At 58.2% G+C, this 14909-nt stretch carries 12 protein-coding genes; 2 read left to right on the plus strand and 10 right to left on the minus strand.

Going from position 1 to position 14909, the window contains the following annotated elements; translation table 11 throughout:
• Window positions 1-380: 380 nt before the first annotated feature.
• The 9 genes from LDH66_RS19210 to LDH66_RS19250 form a co-directional block, all read right to left on the minus strand.
• Entirely contained in the window at window positions 381-1565 is a 1185-nt protein-coding gene (locus LDH66_RS19210; protein ID WP_226482698.1) for a CaiB/BaiF CoA transferase family protein, read from the minus strand.
• A gap of 209 nt (window positions 1566-1774) precedes the next feature.
• A complete protein-coding gene (locus LDH66_RS19215) occupies window positions 1775-2587 on the minus strand; it encodes an enoyl-CoA hydratase/isomerase family protein (protein WP_226482699.1) in 813 nt (270 codons plus the stop codon).
• A gap of 528 nt (window positions 2588-3115) precedes the next feature.
• Complete coding sequence (locus LDH66_RS19220; protein WP_226482700.1) at window positions 3116-4660, minus strand: class I adenylate-forming enzyme family protein; 1545 nt, start codon at window positions 4658-4660, stop codon at window positions 3116-3118.
• Between the two features lie 84 nt (window positions 4661-4744).
• Window positions 4745-5518 (minus strand): ABC transporter permease, encoded by a 774-nt coding sequence (locus LDH66_RS19225; RefSeq protein WP_226482701.1) that lies wholly within the window; start codon window positions 5516-5518, stop codon window positions 4745-4747.
• Entirely contained in the window at window positions 5515-6366 is an 852-nt protein-coding gene (locus LDH66_RS19230; RefSeq protein WP_226482702.1) for an ABC transporter permease, read from the minus strand. Before LDH66_RS19230 ends, LDH66_RS19225 begins: the two co-directional genes overlap by 4 nt.
• Window positions 6363-7415, minus strand: a complete 1053-nt coding sequence (locus LDH66_RS19235; RefSeq protein WP_226482703.1) for an ABC transporter ATP-binding protein — start codon at window positions 7413-7415, stop codon at window positions 6363-6365. Before LDH66_RS19235 ends, LDH66_RS19230 begins: the two co-directional genes overlap by 4 nt.
• Before the next feature lie 442 nt (window positions 7416-7857).
• A complete protein-coding gene (locus LDH66_RS19240) occupies window positions 7858-8649 on the minus strand; it encodes an enoyl-CoA hydratase/isomerase family protein (RefSeq protein WP_226482704.1) in 792 nt (263 codons plus the stop codon).
• A 63-nt stretch (window positions 8650-8712) separates the two neighbouring features.
• Window positions 8713-9963, minus strand: coding sequence for an acyl-CoA dehydrogenase family protein (locus tag LDH66_RS19245; protein ID WP_226482705.1), 1251 nt, complete (start codon window positions 9961-9963; stop codon window positions 8713-8715).
• 93 nt (window positions 9964-10056) lie between these two features.
• The gene (locus LDH66_RS19250; protein ID WP_226482706.1) at window positions 10057-11076 is read right to left on the minus strand and encodes a TIGR03617 family F420-dependent LLM class oxidoreductase; all 1020 of its coding nucleotides are present in this window, start codon (window positions 11074-11076) and stop codon (window positions 10057-10059) included.
• A 337-nt stretch (window positions 11077-11413) separates the two neighbouring features.
• Between LDH66_RS19250 and LDH66_RS19255 the strand changes: the two genes are divergently transcribed.
• Together LDH66_RS19255 and LDH66_RS19260 are read left to right on the plus strand one after the other, a co-directional pair.
• Window positions 11414-12403 carry an ABC transporter substrate-binding protein gene (locus tag LDH66_RS19255; RefSeq protein ID WP_226482707.1) on the plus strand — a complete coding sequence of 330 codons (990 nt, stop codon included), beginning with the start codon at window positions 11414-11416 and terminating at the stop codon, window positions 12401-12403.
• A 126-nt stretch (window positions 12404-12529) separates the two neighbouring features.
• Window positions 12530-13732, plus strand: a complete 1203-nt coding sequence (locus LDH66_RS19260; protein ID WP_226482708.1) for an acyl-CoA dehydrogenase family protein — start codon at window positions 12530-12532, stop codon at window positions 13730-13732.
• Window positions 13733-13773: 41 nt separating this feature from the next.
• Here the strand turns inward: LDH66_RS19260 and LDH66_RS19265 are convergent, their stop codons facing one another.
• Complete coding sequence (locus LDH66_RS19265; RefSeq protein WP_226482709.1) at window positions 13774-14841, minus strand: phosphotransferase family protein; 1068 nt, start codon at window positions 14839-14841, stop codon at window positions 13774-13776.
• Between the last annotated feature and the right edge of the window lie 68 nt (window positions 14842-14909).

Here is a 14909-nt window from a genome sequence, read left to right on the forward strand (position 1 = left end):
CGATGTCCTGTTCGCGGTACGGGCGAGGTGCTTGCAGACTACTTTCGAAGGAGGTGGCTTCTACTCCACTGGACGATAGCCAGACATAAGATGGATCGTGAGAAACGGTATGGGATCACATGGGTTCTTCACGAACACCGACGGTCGCAGGAACGGCTACACTTCCGAACGGCACGTATTCGGTTCCCGAGCGAGACCTCGCGATGACCGTCGTTCGGGACGCCCTCGACGACGCCGATATCGCGCCGTCGGCCATCGACGGATTTTACGTGTCCTCACCACGGCCTTGAACCGTTCTCGACGAGTGAGTCCAGTTCGGGTGAGCGAGAACCGCGCTACCTGCTTGCGGATCGAGACGGACATCTCCGGGTATGCAGCAGTCAATCGTCGGGACCGGCGGCACCGGCTTCGAGCATCCGGTCGATCTGCTCCTCGTTGTAACCGAGTTCCGCGAGGACTTCCCGAGTGTGCTCGCCCCGCCTCGGCGGTCGATCGCCGAGTTCCGGTCGTCCGTTCGTGGTCGAGAACGGCGGACTGGCGGTTCGAACGGGGGTATCGGTGTGAACGTTGTGCGACTCGGTCAACGCGCCCCGTTCTTGCAGGTGCGGATCCTCGACGACTTCGTCGACGTTGTGGAGCGGACCGGCGGGGACCCCGGCTTCGGCCAGTTGTTCGCAGAGGTCCGCTCGGTCGAAGTTGCTGAACTCCTCGTTGAGGATTTTCCGGAGTTCGTCGCGATTCTCCCACCGCTTTTCGTTCGTTTCGAAGCGGTCGTCGGTGGCGAGCGCTTCGCGGTCGATAGTCCGACAGAGTCGCTCGAAGAACCGGTCGTTGACCACGCTGAGATAGAACGGTTCGTCGCCGCTCGCGTGGAAGACTTCGTTCGGCGCTAAGCCGGCAAAGCCTTGCCCCGTGCGTTCGGGCACTTCCCCCGTTCCGGTGTAATGAGCGATCCAGTAGCCCATCCACGCGGTCGCGACTTCGTACAGGTTCACGTCGATGTACTCTCCCTCCCCGGTGCGTCGTCGCTCGTACAACCCGGACGCGAGGAGGAACGCGGCCGTCGTACCGGTCCCCCAATCGATCACGCTCGCGCCGATCCGAACGGGTGGCCGATCCTTGTATCCGATCATCGACATCAGCCCGCTCATCGCCTGAATGACGGGATCGTAAGCGGGCCACTCGGTGTACGGTCCGCCCTGACCGAATCCGGTCAGCGAACAGTAGACGACGTCTTCGTTCACATCGGAGATCGAGTCGTAATCCAGTCCGAACTGTTCGACGACGCCCGGACGGAAACTCTCGACGATGACGTCCGCCTCTGCGGCCAATTCCCGAGCGGCTTTTCGACCGTCTTCGGTCTTCATGTCGAGACAGACGCTCCGCTTGTGCCCGAGGTTGACCGACGCGAACACCGCGCCGTCGAGTAAGCCGCGGAACGCATCCCCCTGTGGCGGCTCGACCTTGACCACGTTCGCACCGAGCGTCGCCAGGAATTGCGTCGAGACGGGGCCGGCGACCGATTGGGTGAGATCCAGTACGTCGATATCCTCGAACGGATTCATACGTAAGGTATCGTGATAGAGACCCAAGTGTTTGAGTGTCGGTACGGAAACACGTTCGGGTGTTTTCGTCTTCGGGCAGAAGACGAAGTCGACCGGGGAGGTGGAGGTCCATCGGTTGGGTCTGGTACGCGTCTAGCACCACTTCGGAAGGACCGTTCCAGGCAACCGACAGAATAGAAATCCGGTCGATGCTGGATCCTTGTCCGACGTTACCGACCTTCGAACTCCGGTTCGCGATCCTCTAATCGCGCACTGAATCCTTCCGTGTAATCGTAGGTGTCGTCTAGCTGGCTCCCGAGTGCTTGTTCGTATGCGAGTCCCTCGTCAAGGGGCATCTCCAAGGCAGCATTAAGCGCTTTTCGTGCGTTCTCCATTCCGAGCGGAGCGTTCTCGGCGAGTTCGTCCGCGAGTTCACGGGCACGCGCATCGACTTCGTCCGGTTCACAGACTTCGTTCACGAGTCCGATCTGTTTGGCCTCGTCCGGATCGATAAATTCACCGCTCAATACGAGTTCTTTCGCCTTCGCTAGTCCGATCATTCGCGGAAGACGCTGTGTCGCGCCGCCGTGTGGGAACGTTCCGAGTTGCACCTCGATAACGCCGTACTTGGCGTCGGTGGAGATAACTCGAAAGTCGGCCGGGAGTGAGAGCTCGAACGCGCCCGCGGGGGCCGCACGCTTGATACCGACTACGGTCGGAACGCGCGCCGTATCGATCACTTCGATCGCCTCCCCCAAGAGATTTCCACTCTCGCTCTGAGCCTCCGCTTCGTCACTCGAGTCCCCGTGCTCGCCCCGATCTCGCATCATCTCGAGGTCCATCCCCGCACAAAAGACGGGACCTTCCCCGAGCAACGCGATGGCGCGAACGGAGTCGTCGGCGAGGACTTCCTCAAACGCTTGTTTGAGATCCCTAAGAACCGCTTCGTTCATCGCATTTCGTTTCTCAGGGCGATTCAGAACGATATCGCCACGGTGGCCATCCACATCGACGAGTATGTTACCGGTACCAATTTCTCGCATATGGCTTAATCAACTATAACGACCATAATTATACCGGTATTTTTCACCCGTATCTTACTACCTCTACAACTAGTAGCGGACAGTATCGTATTCCACTCATATTCGGCGGAGTCCCGACCGTCTCGCTACGAGCTCCCGACTACAGCACGCTGTAATGTGATATACACCCATGGTAATAGGCCACACGCAGGGAGGAGGGGTGTTTAGATAACACCCTAAGTGCGTTAATTGGGCGGATTATCGAACGAGCCCTTGCGAGAGCAAAGTCACCACTTATCTATCACGTGCAGACGATTTGTTGCGGTACACTATGACTAGAGGAGCAAAGACTACCTCAGATCGACTGACCATCACTCCGGTGGTGAACTGCTAGATCGACGAATGAGCCGAACCAGGAGACACGAATTTCAACGAAGAGTTAGTCAAAACCGGAAGCAACCGATGACTGACGATGTGACACGGACTCGGAATGGCGATAGGCGGCCACGAACTAGAAGACTCCTGTGGCAGGTTGAAGGAGAGTCGGTGTCACTCGAGTTCGATTTTTCTCACCTTTCCGCTCGCCGTTCGAGGGAGTTCGTCCAAAAATTCGATCTGTCGAGGGTGCTTGTATGCTGCGAGGTTATCGAGCGAGAACTGCTTGACGTCATCGGCCGTGATGTCTTCACCGACGGTCGCATTCGGCGTCGGAACGACAAAGGCCTTCGGTACCTCGTTTCGTCGTTCGTCTGGGACGCCGACGACGGCGACATCTGCAACGGCTTCGTGCTCTCGCAGCAGGTCTTCGACCTCGCTTGGATACACGTTGTAGCCAGCGGTGACGACGACGTCTTTCGCTCGATCGATGATCTCGTAGTAGTTGTCCTCGTCGCATCGAGCGATGTCGCCTGTACGGAAGTACCCGTTCTCATCGAACGCCGCTTCCGTTTCCTCGGGCAGGTTGTGATATCCTTTCATCACGTGCGGACCGCGGACCAGCAGTTCTCCTTCTTCTCCCGGTGGAACTTCGTTTCCATCGTCGTCGACGATCTTACTATTGGTCATGCGGAACGGCTGTCCAATCGATCCTAATCGCGGGCCGAACGTAGAATTATTGCCCGCGTGGGTCGCACCACTGGTCTCCGTCAGCCCGTACCCTTCGTACATCTCGACGCCCGCGACCGACTCGAACTCCTCTTGGACCGTCACGGACATCTTCGCCCCCCCTTCACCGACCGACTCGAGACTCGAGAGGTCGTACTCGCCGAACGATTCGTCGTTGATCATGTCGACGAACATCGCGGTAACGCCGTTGAACGAACTAATCTCGTGTTCCTCGATTGCCGCCATCGCGTCGGCCGGATCCCACTGGCTCGGATCGCGGAGGTAGACACAGCCGCCCTTGATTAGCGGTTGCCACGTACAGTGATAGACCCCGGTCGTGTGATACAGCGGTAAACTTACCAGGACTCGTTCCTCATCCGCGTCAGTGACGCCGGCGTCCAACCCTGCAAACGCCTGCGTTCGCAAGTTTTTGTGGGTTGAGAGAACGCCCTTCGGCTTGCCCGTCGTACCGCTCGTATAGAGTTGCGTCGCCACGTCGTCGTCCGCACGGTCGACACATATCGGTTCGCCGTCGACCGCCTCGAACGGGACGTCGTCCGGTCGGGCGTCGCCGACAGTGATCACCAGCGGATCAACGTCAGTACCGCTGATCGTTTCCTCGACGACGTCACGGAGCCGGTCATGTGTCACGATGACCTGAGCGTCGGAATCCGTGAGCTGGTGCTCGAGTTCCCGGGATTGGTACTGCGGATTCGCCGGCGAAACCGGCGTTCCCGCTTTGAGCCCGCCGAAGAACGCGATGAGAAACTCCGGACAGTTCGGCACGTAGATCAGCAACCTGTCGTCAGGTTCGATCCCCCGTTCGGATAATCCGCCAGCGAAGGTCGCAGATCGGTCACGAAGTTCGGCGTGAGTGAGCGTCCGTTCGCCCATCTTGATCGCCGGTTCGTCACTGCGTTCTGCTGCCGTGATATCGTGGAGTGCGCCGGTGTTACCGCTTGCAGCGTCTTGGAAGTCGGTCCGTTCCATAACTACGTTTGGTACTCTTCACGAGACATTGTGAAACTACCGTCTGGAAGAGTGAAACGAGAGAAACGAATGAGTCGACCATGCCTACCCTCCGATCTGATCACCCGTGACACTAACGATGACCATGAGTATTACGAGCGTTGTCGCGAGAGCACTGATTTCGGGGCTGAGACCCGTCTGAATCTGATTGAAGATGATAATCGGGACGGTCGTTGTACTGGGTGTGACGAGAAACTGCGTTGCCGTGAACTCGCCAAACGAGATGACAAACGCAATCAACATCCCAGCGATCATCGCTGGCGCGATGATCGGAATCGTCACGTTGAACGTCGTCTCTAGTCGGTTCGCTCCCATGATCACCGACGCGTCTTCGAGACGTTCATCGAAGGTCAGTAATCGAGACCGGACGATGAGGAAGACGAACGGCAGCGCGAGTATCGAATGCGCGAGAACGATCTGCGGATATCCTCGAGGAATCGGGAGGAGACTCCCGAACCGGAGGAAGGCGACGCCGCTAATTACCGGTGAGATCATCAGCGGTAACAGCATGATCGTCGCGAGCGTCTCTTTCATTCTGACTTCGCTCCTCACGAACCCGAACGCGGTAATCGTACCGACGATTCCAGCGACGACTGCGGTAGCAGACGCGACAATGGTACTCACGACCATCGCATCGATGAGTCGCTGGTTTTCGAAGAGCGAGACGTACCAATCGAGCGTCACGCCGTCGGTTGGCAGCGTCGGTGCCGATTGGACGGTTAGCGAGGTCGCGATAACTATCACGAGGGGAATCAGCAGTATCGAGTAAACGAGCACTATCGCGGGGTAGAACACTAATCGTGTGGTGAGTTTCGTCATAGGTCACTGAGCACCTCCGAGATGTTTGCATAGTGATTAAATATCCCGATAAGGATCAGTAATGCACCCGTGAAGACGACCGAAAGCGCCGCGGCGAGGGGGATGCTGTACGAGAACGACTGTTCGATGACGTTTGCCATCATGAAGTCTCCGGGTCCACCGAGTAACGCTGGAGCGAGGAACGACCCGGCAGCGAGAATATAGACGAACAGTGCGCTCGCAATAACGCCGGACAGACTCAGTGGGAAGACCACTGTCCGGAGCGTGTGCAGCGGCGTCGCTCCGAGTACTTTCGAGGAGTTGATCAGTTCCTCATCAATCGACTGCAAGGAGTTGAAAATCGGGAGAATCGCAAACGGCAGCAGCGCAGCCGTCAGTCCGACTATGACTCCGGTCGTCGAAAAGAGGACGCCGAAGTCAGTACCGAACAGTTGCTGGACGGGTCCAGTCGGGAGGAAGAACAACGAGACGCCGAAATATCGAATGATGATAGCGATCCACAGGGGTAATAGGATGAATCCGAGCATCAGCATCTGCCGTTTAGCCTTGAAGGCGATGTAATAGGAGATCCAATAGCCGAGGGTCAGGCAGACGATAGTCGTGACGAGCGCATATGCCAACGTTCGACCGAGCGTCCGCGTGTACGTGCTACTCAGCGCTGTGCTGTAATTTTCGAACAACGAGCCGCTTCCGAAGTTGAGACTCTCAAACAGCAGCACGAATACGGGTATGATAAAGAAGATCGTCAGCCAACCCAATCCGATTGCCATCAATATCTTCCCAGTTGACCGGTCACGAAACAGCCCTAACGAAGGGAGTTCTGGCAGTTGAACGTTTCCGAACTTCATACACAAATCACCTTGTCAGGGTCGAACTGAACCGATACCTCTTTTCCGACACTCAGGTCATCCGATGTTTGACTAAATGCTATCACCTTGGTACCATCGTCGAGTTCGATTTCCAACTCGGCGCGGTGACCGAGGTATTCGACGTCCGTAATCCTCCCGGAAAACGTGTTTGTGTCGCCATTGGCCTGTGGGGTAGGGTGAACGTCGATCTCCTCAGGCCGGATGTACGTCGATATGTCGTCACCGGCTACCGCTTCGGTATCGCCATTTGTCTCGATGTGAATCTCCCTCGAACCCGATCGAATGACCGGTGTGTTAGCGTCAACCAATTCTCCCTCGAACTTCGTCGACTGGCCGAGGAATTCTGCGACGAACTCCGTTTTCGGCTGTTCGTAGAGTTCCGTTGGATGACCCTCCTGTTCCTTTCGTCCTTCGTTCATCACGATCACCTGGTCCGACATCGACAGCGCTTCTGACTGGTCGTGAGTCACGTGCAACGTCGTCACATCAACTTCCTGTTGGATCGACCGGATTTCGTTTCGCATATCCTCTCGCAGGACGCGGTCGAGCCCCGTCAGCGGCTCGTCTAGTAGGAGGATGTCCGGTTCGTAGACCAGCGCTCGCGCGAACGAGATTCGACGCTGCTGCCCACCGCTGAGTTCGTCGGGTTTGTGATCGGCATGCTCCAACATCTGCACCATCTCGAGGTACTTCTCGATCTGCCTGTCGTGGTCGCCGTCGAAGTCCTGCATCTTCAGACCGTACCTGAGGTTCTCTTCGACGGTCATGTGGGGGAACAGCGCCGAGTGTTGAAACACTAGGCCGATGTTGCGCTCGTACGGTGGTACGTCCGAGACCTCTTTACCCCGGAGGTGGACCGAACCTGAGGTGGCATCGATGAGGCCCGCAATCACGTGCAACGTCGTACTCTTCCCACAGCCACTCGGTCCGAGCAGTGTGGCGAACTGTCCCTCTTCAATACGAAACGATAATTCGTCGACGGCCAGCAAGTCTCCGTAGTACTTTGTAAGGTTTTTGACTTCTAACATTTGTATCCTCTTTCAGTGATGTGGTTATCTACTCGACCAGTTGTTGAGTTCTGTGTCTTTTACGGACCGGTTTTATCGGTAACCTTCGCCGGGCGATTCACTTACCCTATGTGTACTGATCGGCACCGGTGCTCCCATTTCATCGGCTATCGGTCTAAAAAATGACCGACGTGATAGCGTATGGGATGGGATAGCAGCACACATATTGCAGTGTAAATTCCGCCACCCGTATTAACCATTTTGTATTTATTTCTATAATTATGCCTAGAATATTATCTCTACAGTTACTGCGACTGGACTTCCAACTCGTCTTCGAGCATCTGAACGAAATCGAGCAACAGGAAACGAAATCAAGAGCGGACAGGAGCGCTTCAGAACCGATGGCTGGCGTGACGTGAGAACCCGACGAAAACGATTCGTCGAGGCAGGATCTAGTGGCCGATCAGTAGCCGACGAACTCGGGATCCCGTTTCTCCTTGAATGCGCTCACACCTTCCGCATAGTCTTCCGTTCTCGCAGCCTTCGAGATCCGCTCGGCTTCGTGGGCGAGCTGTTCGGACAGTTGGCGAGCGGAGGCTTCCTCGAGCTGTCGTGAAATCGACCCGAGCGCTTTGGTCGGGCCGGAGGCCAGCGACGTCGCGAGCTCTTCGAGTCGATCGTCGAACGAGTCAGCGTCCGCGACTTCCGTGACGAGTCCGATTTCTTCGGCTTCGGCGGCCGGAATTCGGTCGTTGAGCAACGCAATACGTTTAGCCTCCTGCAGTCCGACGAGATGCGGAAGGTAGTACGTCGCCGATCCGTCGCCGGTCAACCCGATGCCGGGGTAGCCAAACTGGAGGTATGCATCCTCGTGCATGAGGGTGATATCTCCCAGTAGGCCGAGGGCGAAGCCGGCGCCAACGGCCGGTCCGTCAATTCCGGTGATGATCGGCGTTTCGCCGCGTTTCAGCAGGAAGACGACGTCGTTGATAGAGGACGCGCCCCGTCGGAGCTGCGCCGGCGCACTCGAGTCCTCGTCGAAAGAGGTAATGTTACCGCCAGCACAGAATACGCCGTCGGATCCTCGAAGGACGATACACCGAACGTCGTCGTCTTCGTTGAGTTCTGTTCCTAGCCAGCGCAGTTCCTCGGTCATGGTATCGTTCAGCGAGTTCATCGCCGACTCGCTTTCGATCGAGAGGTACGCGATACCGGTCTCCGTCTGTTCGACGTCGAAATTGTCAAATTCCTTCATAGCTACGAATAAGTTCTTGATGGGTAGCGTCTTATGTTTTTGGCTCCGATTGAGCGGGAGCTCTTACTCGTCGAGAGCGTCCACGCGTCGCTCCTCGTCGAATCGAAGGACGTTCTCGAGTTCTTCCTCTTTGATATCCTCGAACGCCCACCGTGCGATCGACCGTCGGTGAACCTCGTCGGCACCGTCGACGATGCGGAACGGACGGACGTTCTCGTAGAAGTGCGCCAGCGGCAGGTCCTTGCCGATGCCGTTCCCACCGCAACACTGGATCGCGAGGTCGATGATCTCGTTCGTAACGTTGGCGGTGAAGTTCTTGGCCATGGCGACTTCGATGCGGGCATCGCTCCGGTCGAGTTCGCGGGCAGCGTGGCGCGATATCGTCCGCGCGGCGTGTAAGCGCGTCTCGGCGTCAGCGATCCGGTGGCGAAGCGCCTGTTTTTCGGAGAGTGCCGACCCGAAGCCCTCGCGTTCGCTAATGTAGGCCTTCGCGATGTCGAGTGAGCGCTCCGCCATCCCGGAGTAGCGCATGCAGTGCGTGAGTCGGCCCCCGCCGAGACGCATCTGTGCGACTTTGAACCCTTCTCCCTCCTCGCCGACCGTGTTCTCGACGGGGACGCGAACGTTCTCGTATTTCACTTCGGCGTGGCCGCCGGTCCGCTCGGTAATGCCGTGGCCGCCGAGGTGACCGACGTCACGGACGAAGTTGACGCCGTCCGTGTCGGTCGGGACGAGGATGATCGAGGTCCCTTCGTAAGGGTGGGCATCGAGGTCGGTCCGGGCCATCACCAGGAGGAAATCCGCGTCGGTGCCGTCGGAGGTCCACCACTTGTGGCCGTTGATGACCCACTCGTCGCCGTCCTTCTCGGCGGTCGTCTGCAGCATTTTCGGATCCGAACCGCCGCCTTGCATCGGTTCGGTCATCGAGAACGCGGACGAGATGTCACCCTGGACGAGCGGCCGAAGCCACTCCTCTTTCTGCTCTTCGGTACCGACCATCTCGAGGGTGTGCATGTTCCCCTCGTGGGGTGCGTTCGCCCGGATCGAGAGCGCGCCGATAAGCGATCGACCGACCTGCTCGAACGACGGCAGCATGTCGCTGAAGTCCAGCCCTTGGCCGCCGTACTCCTCCGGCATCTGTGGTGCGAAGAGATCGCGTTCTTTCGCCATCTCCCAGAGCTCTTCGATTTCCGCTTCGGTGATCTTCTCACCGGTTCGAAGCGCCTCCCGCTCGCGGGGAATCACCTCTTCGTCCATGAACGATTCGACTCGCGTCGCTACCTCCTGTGCCGTTTCGGAGTCGTGATACTCCATACCACGATGTCTATACGCGGATTTGTAAATCTATGCTATCGCGAACGTTAGCCGGTTTTCGAACTGCTAGAGTAGGACCACGCCGATCACCGATCAGTCGTCTTTGAGGTCGTCGAGAACCTGATTCCAGTACTCGTTGCCGTCGAAAGACAACTGAATTCGGTCGGCGATGCCGCCGTACTTGTCCTCGATTTCGGCCGCGAGTTCTTCCGGCGGGGCTTCGATCGCGAATGCCTCGAGCATGTCGTCGGTGACCAGTTCGGTCATCTCGCCCCACTTCCCCTCTTTCGAGAGCTCGTGCAGCTCCATGCCGACGTCCTTCCAGCCGTGAAGTTCGAGGACGTCGTGGTAGGTTCTGGTCGAACCATAGAACGCGATGCGTTGTTTCGCTTCCTGGCGCATCTCGGCGCGTTGCTCCTCGGTTTCGCCTGTGATGAGAAACGGGCTGGCGGAGAGCGTTACCTCGTCGGGATCGCGGTCGCCTATTTCGGCGCCTTCCTCGACCATCGGTCCGATGACTTCTTCGGTGTATTTCGGCGTGTTGAACGCGTGCATACAGAGACCGTCGGCAACGTCACCGGCCATCTTGAGCATGTACTCGCTGACGCCGGCGACCCAGATGTCCGGTGGACCGTCCTCGAGCGGCCCGGGATTGAATTCGTCGGTCATGAGAGAGAACTGGAAGAACTCGCCGTCGAAATCGAGTTCGTCTTCGTTACCCTGGAACACGTCGAAAATGTGTTTGAGCGCGAGGACCTCTTCGCGAAGCCGAGGACCGGGACTTTCCCACTCGAAGTCGACCGAGAACCGTCGTTCGTTGTGTCCCTTGACTTGGGTACCGAGCCCGAGAACCATGCGGCCGTCGGAAAACTGCTGCAAGTCCCACGCTTGGTAGGCCAACACCATCGGCGAGCGGGTAAACGCCGTGGCGATGCGAGTCCCGATATCGATGTCGTCGGTCCGGTCGGCTACGAGTGGAAGCGGAAGGAACGGATCCTCATCAGTTTCTGGTGTAAACACTCCGTCGAAGCCGAACGATTCGGCCTTCGCCGCGAGGTCCGCCGATTCCGTCGACAATCCTTTCACCGCCGTATCGATTTTGAGGTCTGTCACGTTTGAGTCAGTCTACAAGCAGAAAGATAATAGTACCGCTGAGGAACCGTCTTCTCAAGTCGAATGTAGTCGAATTCGTCCTGTTTTTCTGATCGTACTCTCGTGAACACGAGGTGCCGTCTGAGGCCTCGGCTGGAGACTGTTCAGGGTCACCGGATCCAATTATCAGACATGAAGAAGTGAAAAATATACGAATCATTTAATATGGTTCTCCAAATAAGAGGATACGATGTCACGGAGTAACGAGGACCATGATTCCGGCAGGGGACGGAAAACAACTCGACGGCGTGTGCTGCAAACCGGTGCTGTGGTTTCCGGTATCACCGTGGCTGGCTGTATGGGTGACGACAGCGATACGCTCAATTACATCAGTCGCGGCGGAACGACCCAGGACGCCGAGCGAGAGATGTTCGAAAAGTGGAGCGAAGAGAGTGGAATTGACGTGACACATCAGGAAGTAGCTGATGATACCGAGATGGTCAATCTCATCGCGGAGAATCCCGGCGAATTCGACTTCACGAACCCGGCGCAGTTCGGGCTCGCGTATGAGCGACTCGAGTACGACGGTGAACTGTTCACCGATCTCGATACGGGCGAGATCCCGAACTACGAGGAAAACGTTCAGGATCAGTGGAAAAATGCGCCGCCCATCGAGGGAGAGGACGATGCGATATTCTACTACATGTCCTCTCAAGGAATCGGCTACAACCAAGAGCACATCGACGAGATCACGTCGTGGGAGGATCTCAAAGCCGACGAGCTCGAAGACCGCGTCTCGCTGTTCGCATCGCCGCCGACTCGGTTTGCGAACTGTTGTGCTGCACTCGAGTACGATGTCGGTGAGACGCTCAACGACGACGGCATGATGGACGATGTGTTCGAAGAGATGGAAGAGCAACACCAGAACGTGGTCACCTACTGGAGTGCCGGCGACGAGTTCATGCGATTGCTCCGAGAGGACCAAGTCTACACATGTTCGGCGTGGGGCGGTCGCATGCAGGTCTTGCAGGAGGGGGGAATGGACGCCGCATACGTCATTCCCGATGAAGGCGCAGTCGCTCACACGAACTACTTCGTGATAATGGAAGAGAGCGATAAAAAAGAAGACGTCTACGATCTCTTGAACTATCTCTACGAACCCGAAAACGCCGTCGAACTGAGTACCACCCACAACTATCCGATGGCCATGCAAGATCCGTCGGACGAGCTTACAGAGCTGTTCGAATACGTCGAGAGTCCCGACGAACTGCTCTGGTTCGACTGGGGCGAGATGATTCCGAACTTGAGCGAGATTTCGGAGCGAGTCAACCAAGTGATGGCCAGCTAACCCCATCGTCGTTCCGGAACCACGTGCCGCTTCGATGCGTACGAGTCGCTCACCCGCGCCAGAGTCGAATGATGGACACTGCCATTCGGTAACATGTTTTAAGTGTGGGATCAATGAATGGTTCGTATGGACTTCAGCGAACCAGCCGACGCTAGCCGCCTCAAATCGGAGCTCGACGAGTTCATCGAAACGGAGATACGGCCGCTCGAGGACGACCACGAGCGGTTTCTCGGTCCGGATGCGGAACGACACATCTTCGACGACGAGTTCAGGCAAGTTCCCGAGTACCTCGACCTGAAAGCGACGATCCGCGAGCGCGCCGCCGAGGCCGGATTCTGGGGCATGAACATGCCGGAGTCAGTCGGCGGTCGGGGAATCGGTGCGCTCACCGACGCGCTCGTCGCCGAGTACCTGGCCGACCAGCCCCCGGGTCTCCACACGTATGCGGTCCGCGGTGCCGGCGGTGGTCCGACGCCGATCTTGCTCAACTGCGACGACGAGCAGCGAGAGCGGTATCTCGAGCCGCTCATGGCCGGCGAGAAGACGACGTGTTTCGCGCTGACCGAACCCGACGCTGGCAGCGATCCGCAGTTTCTCAGGACGACAGCGGAAAGAGACGGTGACGAATGGGTGATCAACGGCGAGAAGTCGTGGATCAGCAACGCGCCCTACGCCGATTTCGCGATGGTGTTCGCGCGGACGAGCGGCGAGCCGGGGCAAATCGACGGGATATCGTGTTTCCTCGTCGATACGGACACGCCAGGGCTCTCGGTCGGCGACATCCACCGGCCGATGGGCCACGCCTGGGTCGCGCCGGCGGAACTCGAGTTCGAGGACTGTCGCGTCGGTGACGACGCTCTCCTCGGGACCGAAGGGAAGGGGTTCTACCAGGCGATGGAGTGGATCGGCAACGCGCGGCTGGGCGTCGCGGCCGGCTGCGTCGGGTCGGCCCAGTTCCTTCTCGAGAAGGCTCTCGACTACGCCGAAGAGCGCGAAACGTTCGGCAAACCGCTCGTCGAGCGACAGGGGATCTCGTTCCCGCTCGCCGAGGTCGCGATGGACGTCGAGCGGACGCGACAGCTCTACCAGTATGCTGCCTGGAAGGTCGATGAGGGTCATAACGCGCGCAAGGAGACGGCGATGGCGAAACTCGCCGCTGCGAAGTTGGAAAACAAAGCGGCAGACGTCGCGATGCAGATTCACGGCGCGAAGGGATACTCGCGGCGGGAGCCGATCGAAGACCGGTATCGAACCGCTCGCGGGAAACGACTCACGGAGGGATCGGACGAGATGCAAAAGCAAACGATCGTTCGCGAACTACGGAACTGATCCGTCTCGGAGCCGAGTTGCAGGGAATCGACGGCGTCCGATCAATTAGCCCCATCGATGATGCGCAGCGCCTGTCGCGCCAGTTCCGGAACGCGCTCTTCCATGATCGGATAGTGGTCGTTGTCGGCGTTCCCCTCGAGGTGGCGACGGAAGAACATCTCGCCGATCCCGCCCAGCTTGTAGTAGGCCAGTGCCCGGTAGAATCGGTCGTTCTCGAAGGTGTAGCCCGTCGCTTGCTCGTATCGCTCGACGAGTTCCGACCGCGCGTGATAGCCGTCCCGGAGCAGGTATTCGGCGTCGCCGGCGGTGCCGACCTTGGTGGTGTCATCGTCTTCGTCAGGCCAGTACGACAGTAGCCAGCCGAGATCGGTGAACGGATCACCGATCGTCGACATCTCCCAGTCGAGGACGGCGGCGATCTCCGGCGGCGCGTCGGAGCCGAACATCACGTTGTCGAGCTTGTAATCGCCGTGGACGAGCGTGTGTGGGTGGTCCGATGGCACGTTCGCCTGCAGCCACTCGGTTAGCTCGTGGATTTCGGGGATCTCGCGCGCGTCGGCCGTCACCTCGAGCGCCCACTCGTACTGCTGCTCCCACCTGTCGACCTGACGCTGCGTGAACCCGTCCGGATGGCCGAACTCCTCGAGGCCGACTGCCTCGTAGTCCACGTTGTGAATCGCACCGAGCGTGTCGATCATCTCGGTCCCCATCTGCGTTCGATCCGAGGGGGTTCCGAACTGCTCGGGTTCGCTGTCGCGGATGACGATTCCGTCTAACTGTTCCATCACGTAGAAATCCGAGCCGATAATGTCGTGGTCCTCGGTCGCGACGACCGTCGTCGGAACCGGAACCTCGGTGTCCTGAAGCGCTTCGAGGACGGTGTACTCTCGGATGACGTCGTGTGCCGTATCGGCTGTTTCGCCCGGCGGGGGGCGGCGGATGACGAGGTCCTGATCGCCCCACGTGACGAACAGCGTTTCGTTGGAATGACCGCCCGAGTGGCGGTCGACCTCGAAGACGTCTGTCGAGCCGAGATGGGCGGTCAGAAACGCCTCGAGGGCGTCGAGATCGACGAGTCGGTCGAAGTAGTTCGTGCGTTCTTCTGCCATACTCCGTACCCTCGGTTTTCACAGCCACCATTAAAACTGCTCCCCTCCGGCTACGGTGGGAAGCGGGC

The sequence above is a fragment of the Natrinema amylolyticum genome (assembly GCF_020515625.1).
Taxonomy (GTDB): Archaea; Halobacteriota; Halobacteria; order Halobacteriales; family Natrialbaceae; genus Natrinema; species Natrinema amylolyticum.

Coding starts and splice junctions, on each gene's coding strand:
- LDH66_RS19210 (WP_226482698.1), bottom strand. CDS start 1,565: ATGAATCCGTTCGAGGATATCGACGTACTGGATCTCACCCAATCGGTC.
- LDH66_RS19215 (WP_226482699.1), bottom strand. CDS start 2,587: ATGCGAGAAATTGGTACCGGTAACATACTCGTCGATGTGGATGGCCAC.
- LDH66_RS19220 (WP_226482700.1), bottom strand. CDS start 4,660: ATGGAACGGACCGACTTCCAAGACGCTGCAAGCGGTAACACCGGCGCA.
- LDH66_RS19225 (WP_226482701.1), bottom strand. CDS start 5,518: ATGACGAAACTCACCACACGATTAGTGTTCTACCCCGCGATAGTGCTC.
- LDH66_RS19230 (WP_226482702.1), bottom strand. CDS start 6,366: ATGAAGTTCGGAAACGTTCAACTGCCAGAACTCCCTTCGTTAGGGCTG.
- LDH66_RS19235 (WP_226482703.1), bottom strand. CDS start 7,415: ATGTTAGAAGTCAAAAACCTTACAAAGTACTACGGAGACTTGCTGGCC.
- LDH66_RS19240 (WP_226482704.1), bottom strand. CDS start 8,649: ATGAAGGAATTTGACAATTTCGACGTCGAACAGACGGAGACCGGTATC.
- LDH66_RS19245 (WP_226482705.1), bottom strand. CDS start 9,963: ATGGAGTATCACGACTCCGAAACGGCACAGGAGGTAGCGACGCGAGTC.
- LDH66_RS19255 (WP_226482707.1), top strand. CDS start 11,414: ATGGGTGACGACAGCGATACGCTCAATTACATCAGTCGCGGCGGAACG.
- LDH66_RS19260 (WP_226482708.1), top strand. CDS start 12,530: ATGGACTTCAGCGAACCAGCCGACGCTAGCCGCCTCAAATCGGAGCTC.
- LDH66_RS19265 (WP_226482709.1), bottom strand. CDS start 14,841: ATGGCAGAAGAACGCACGAACTACTTCGACCGACTCGTCGATCTCGAC.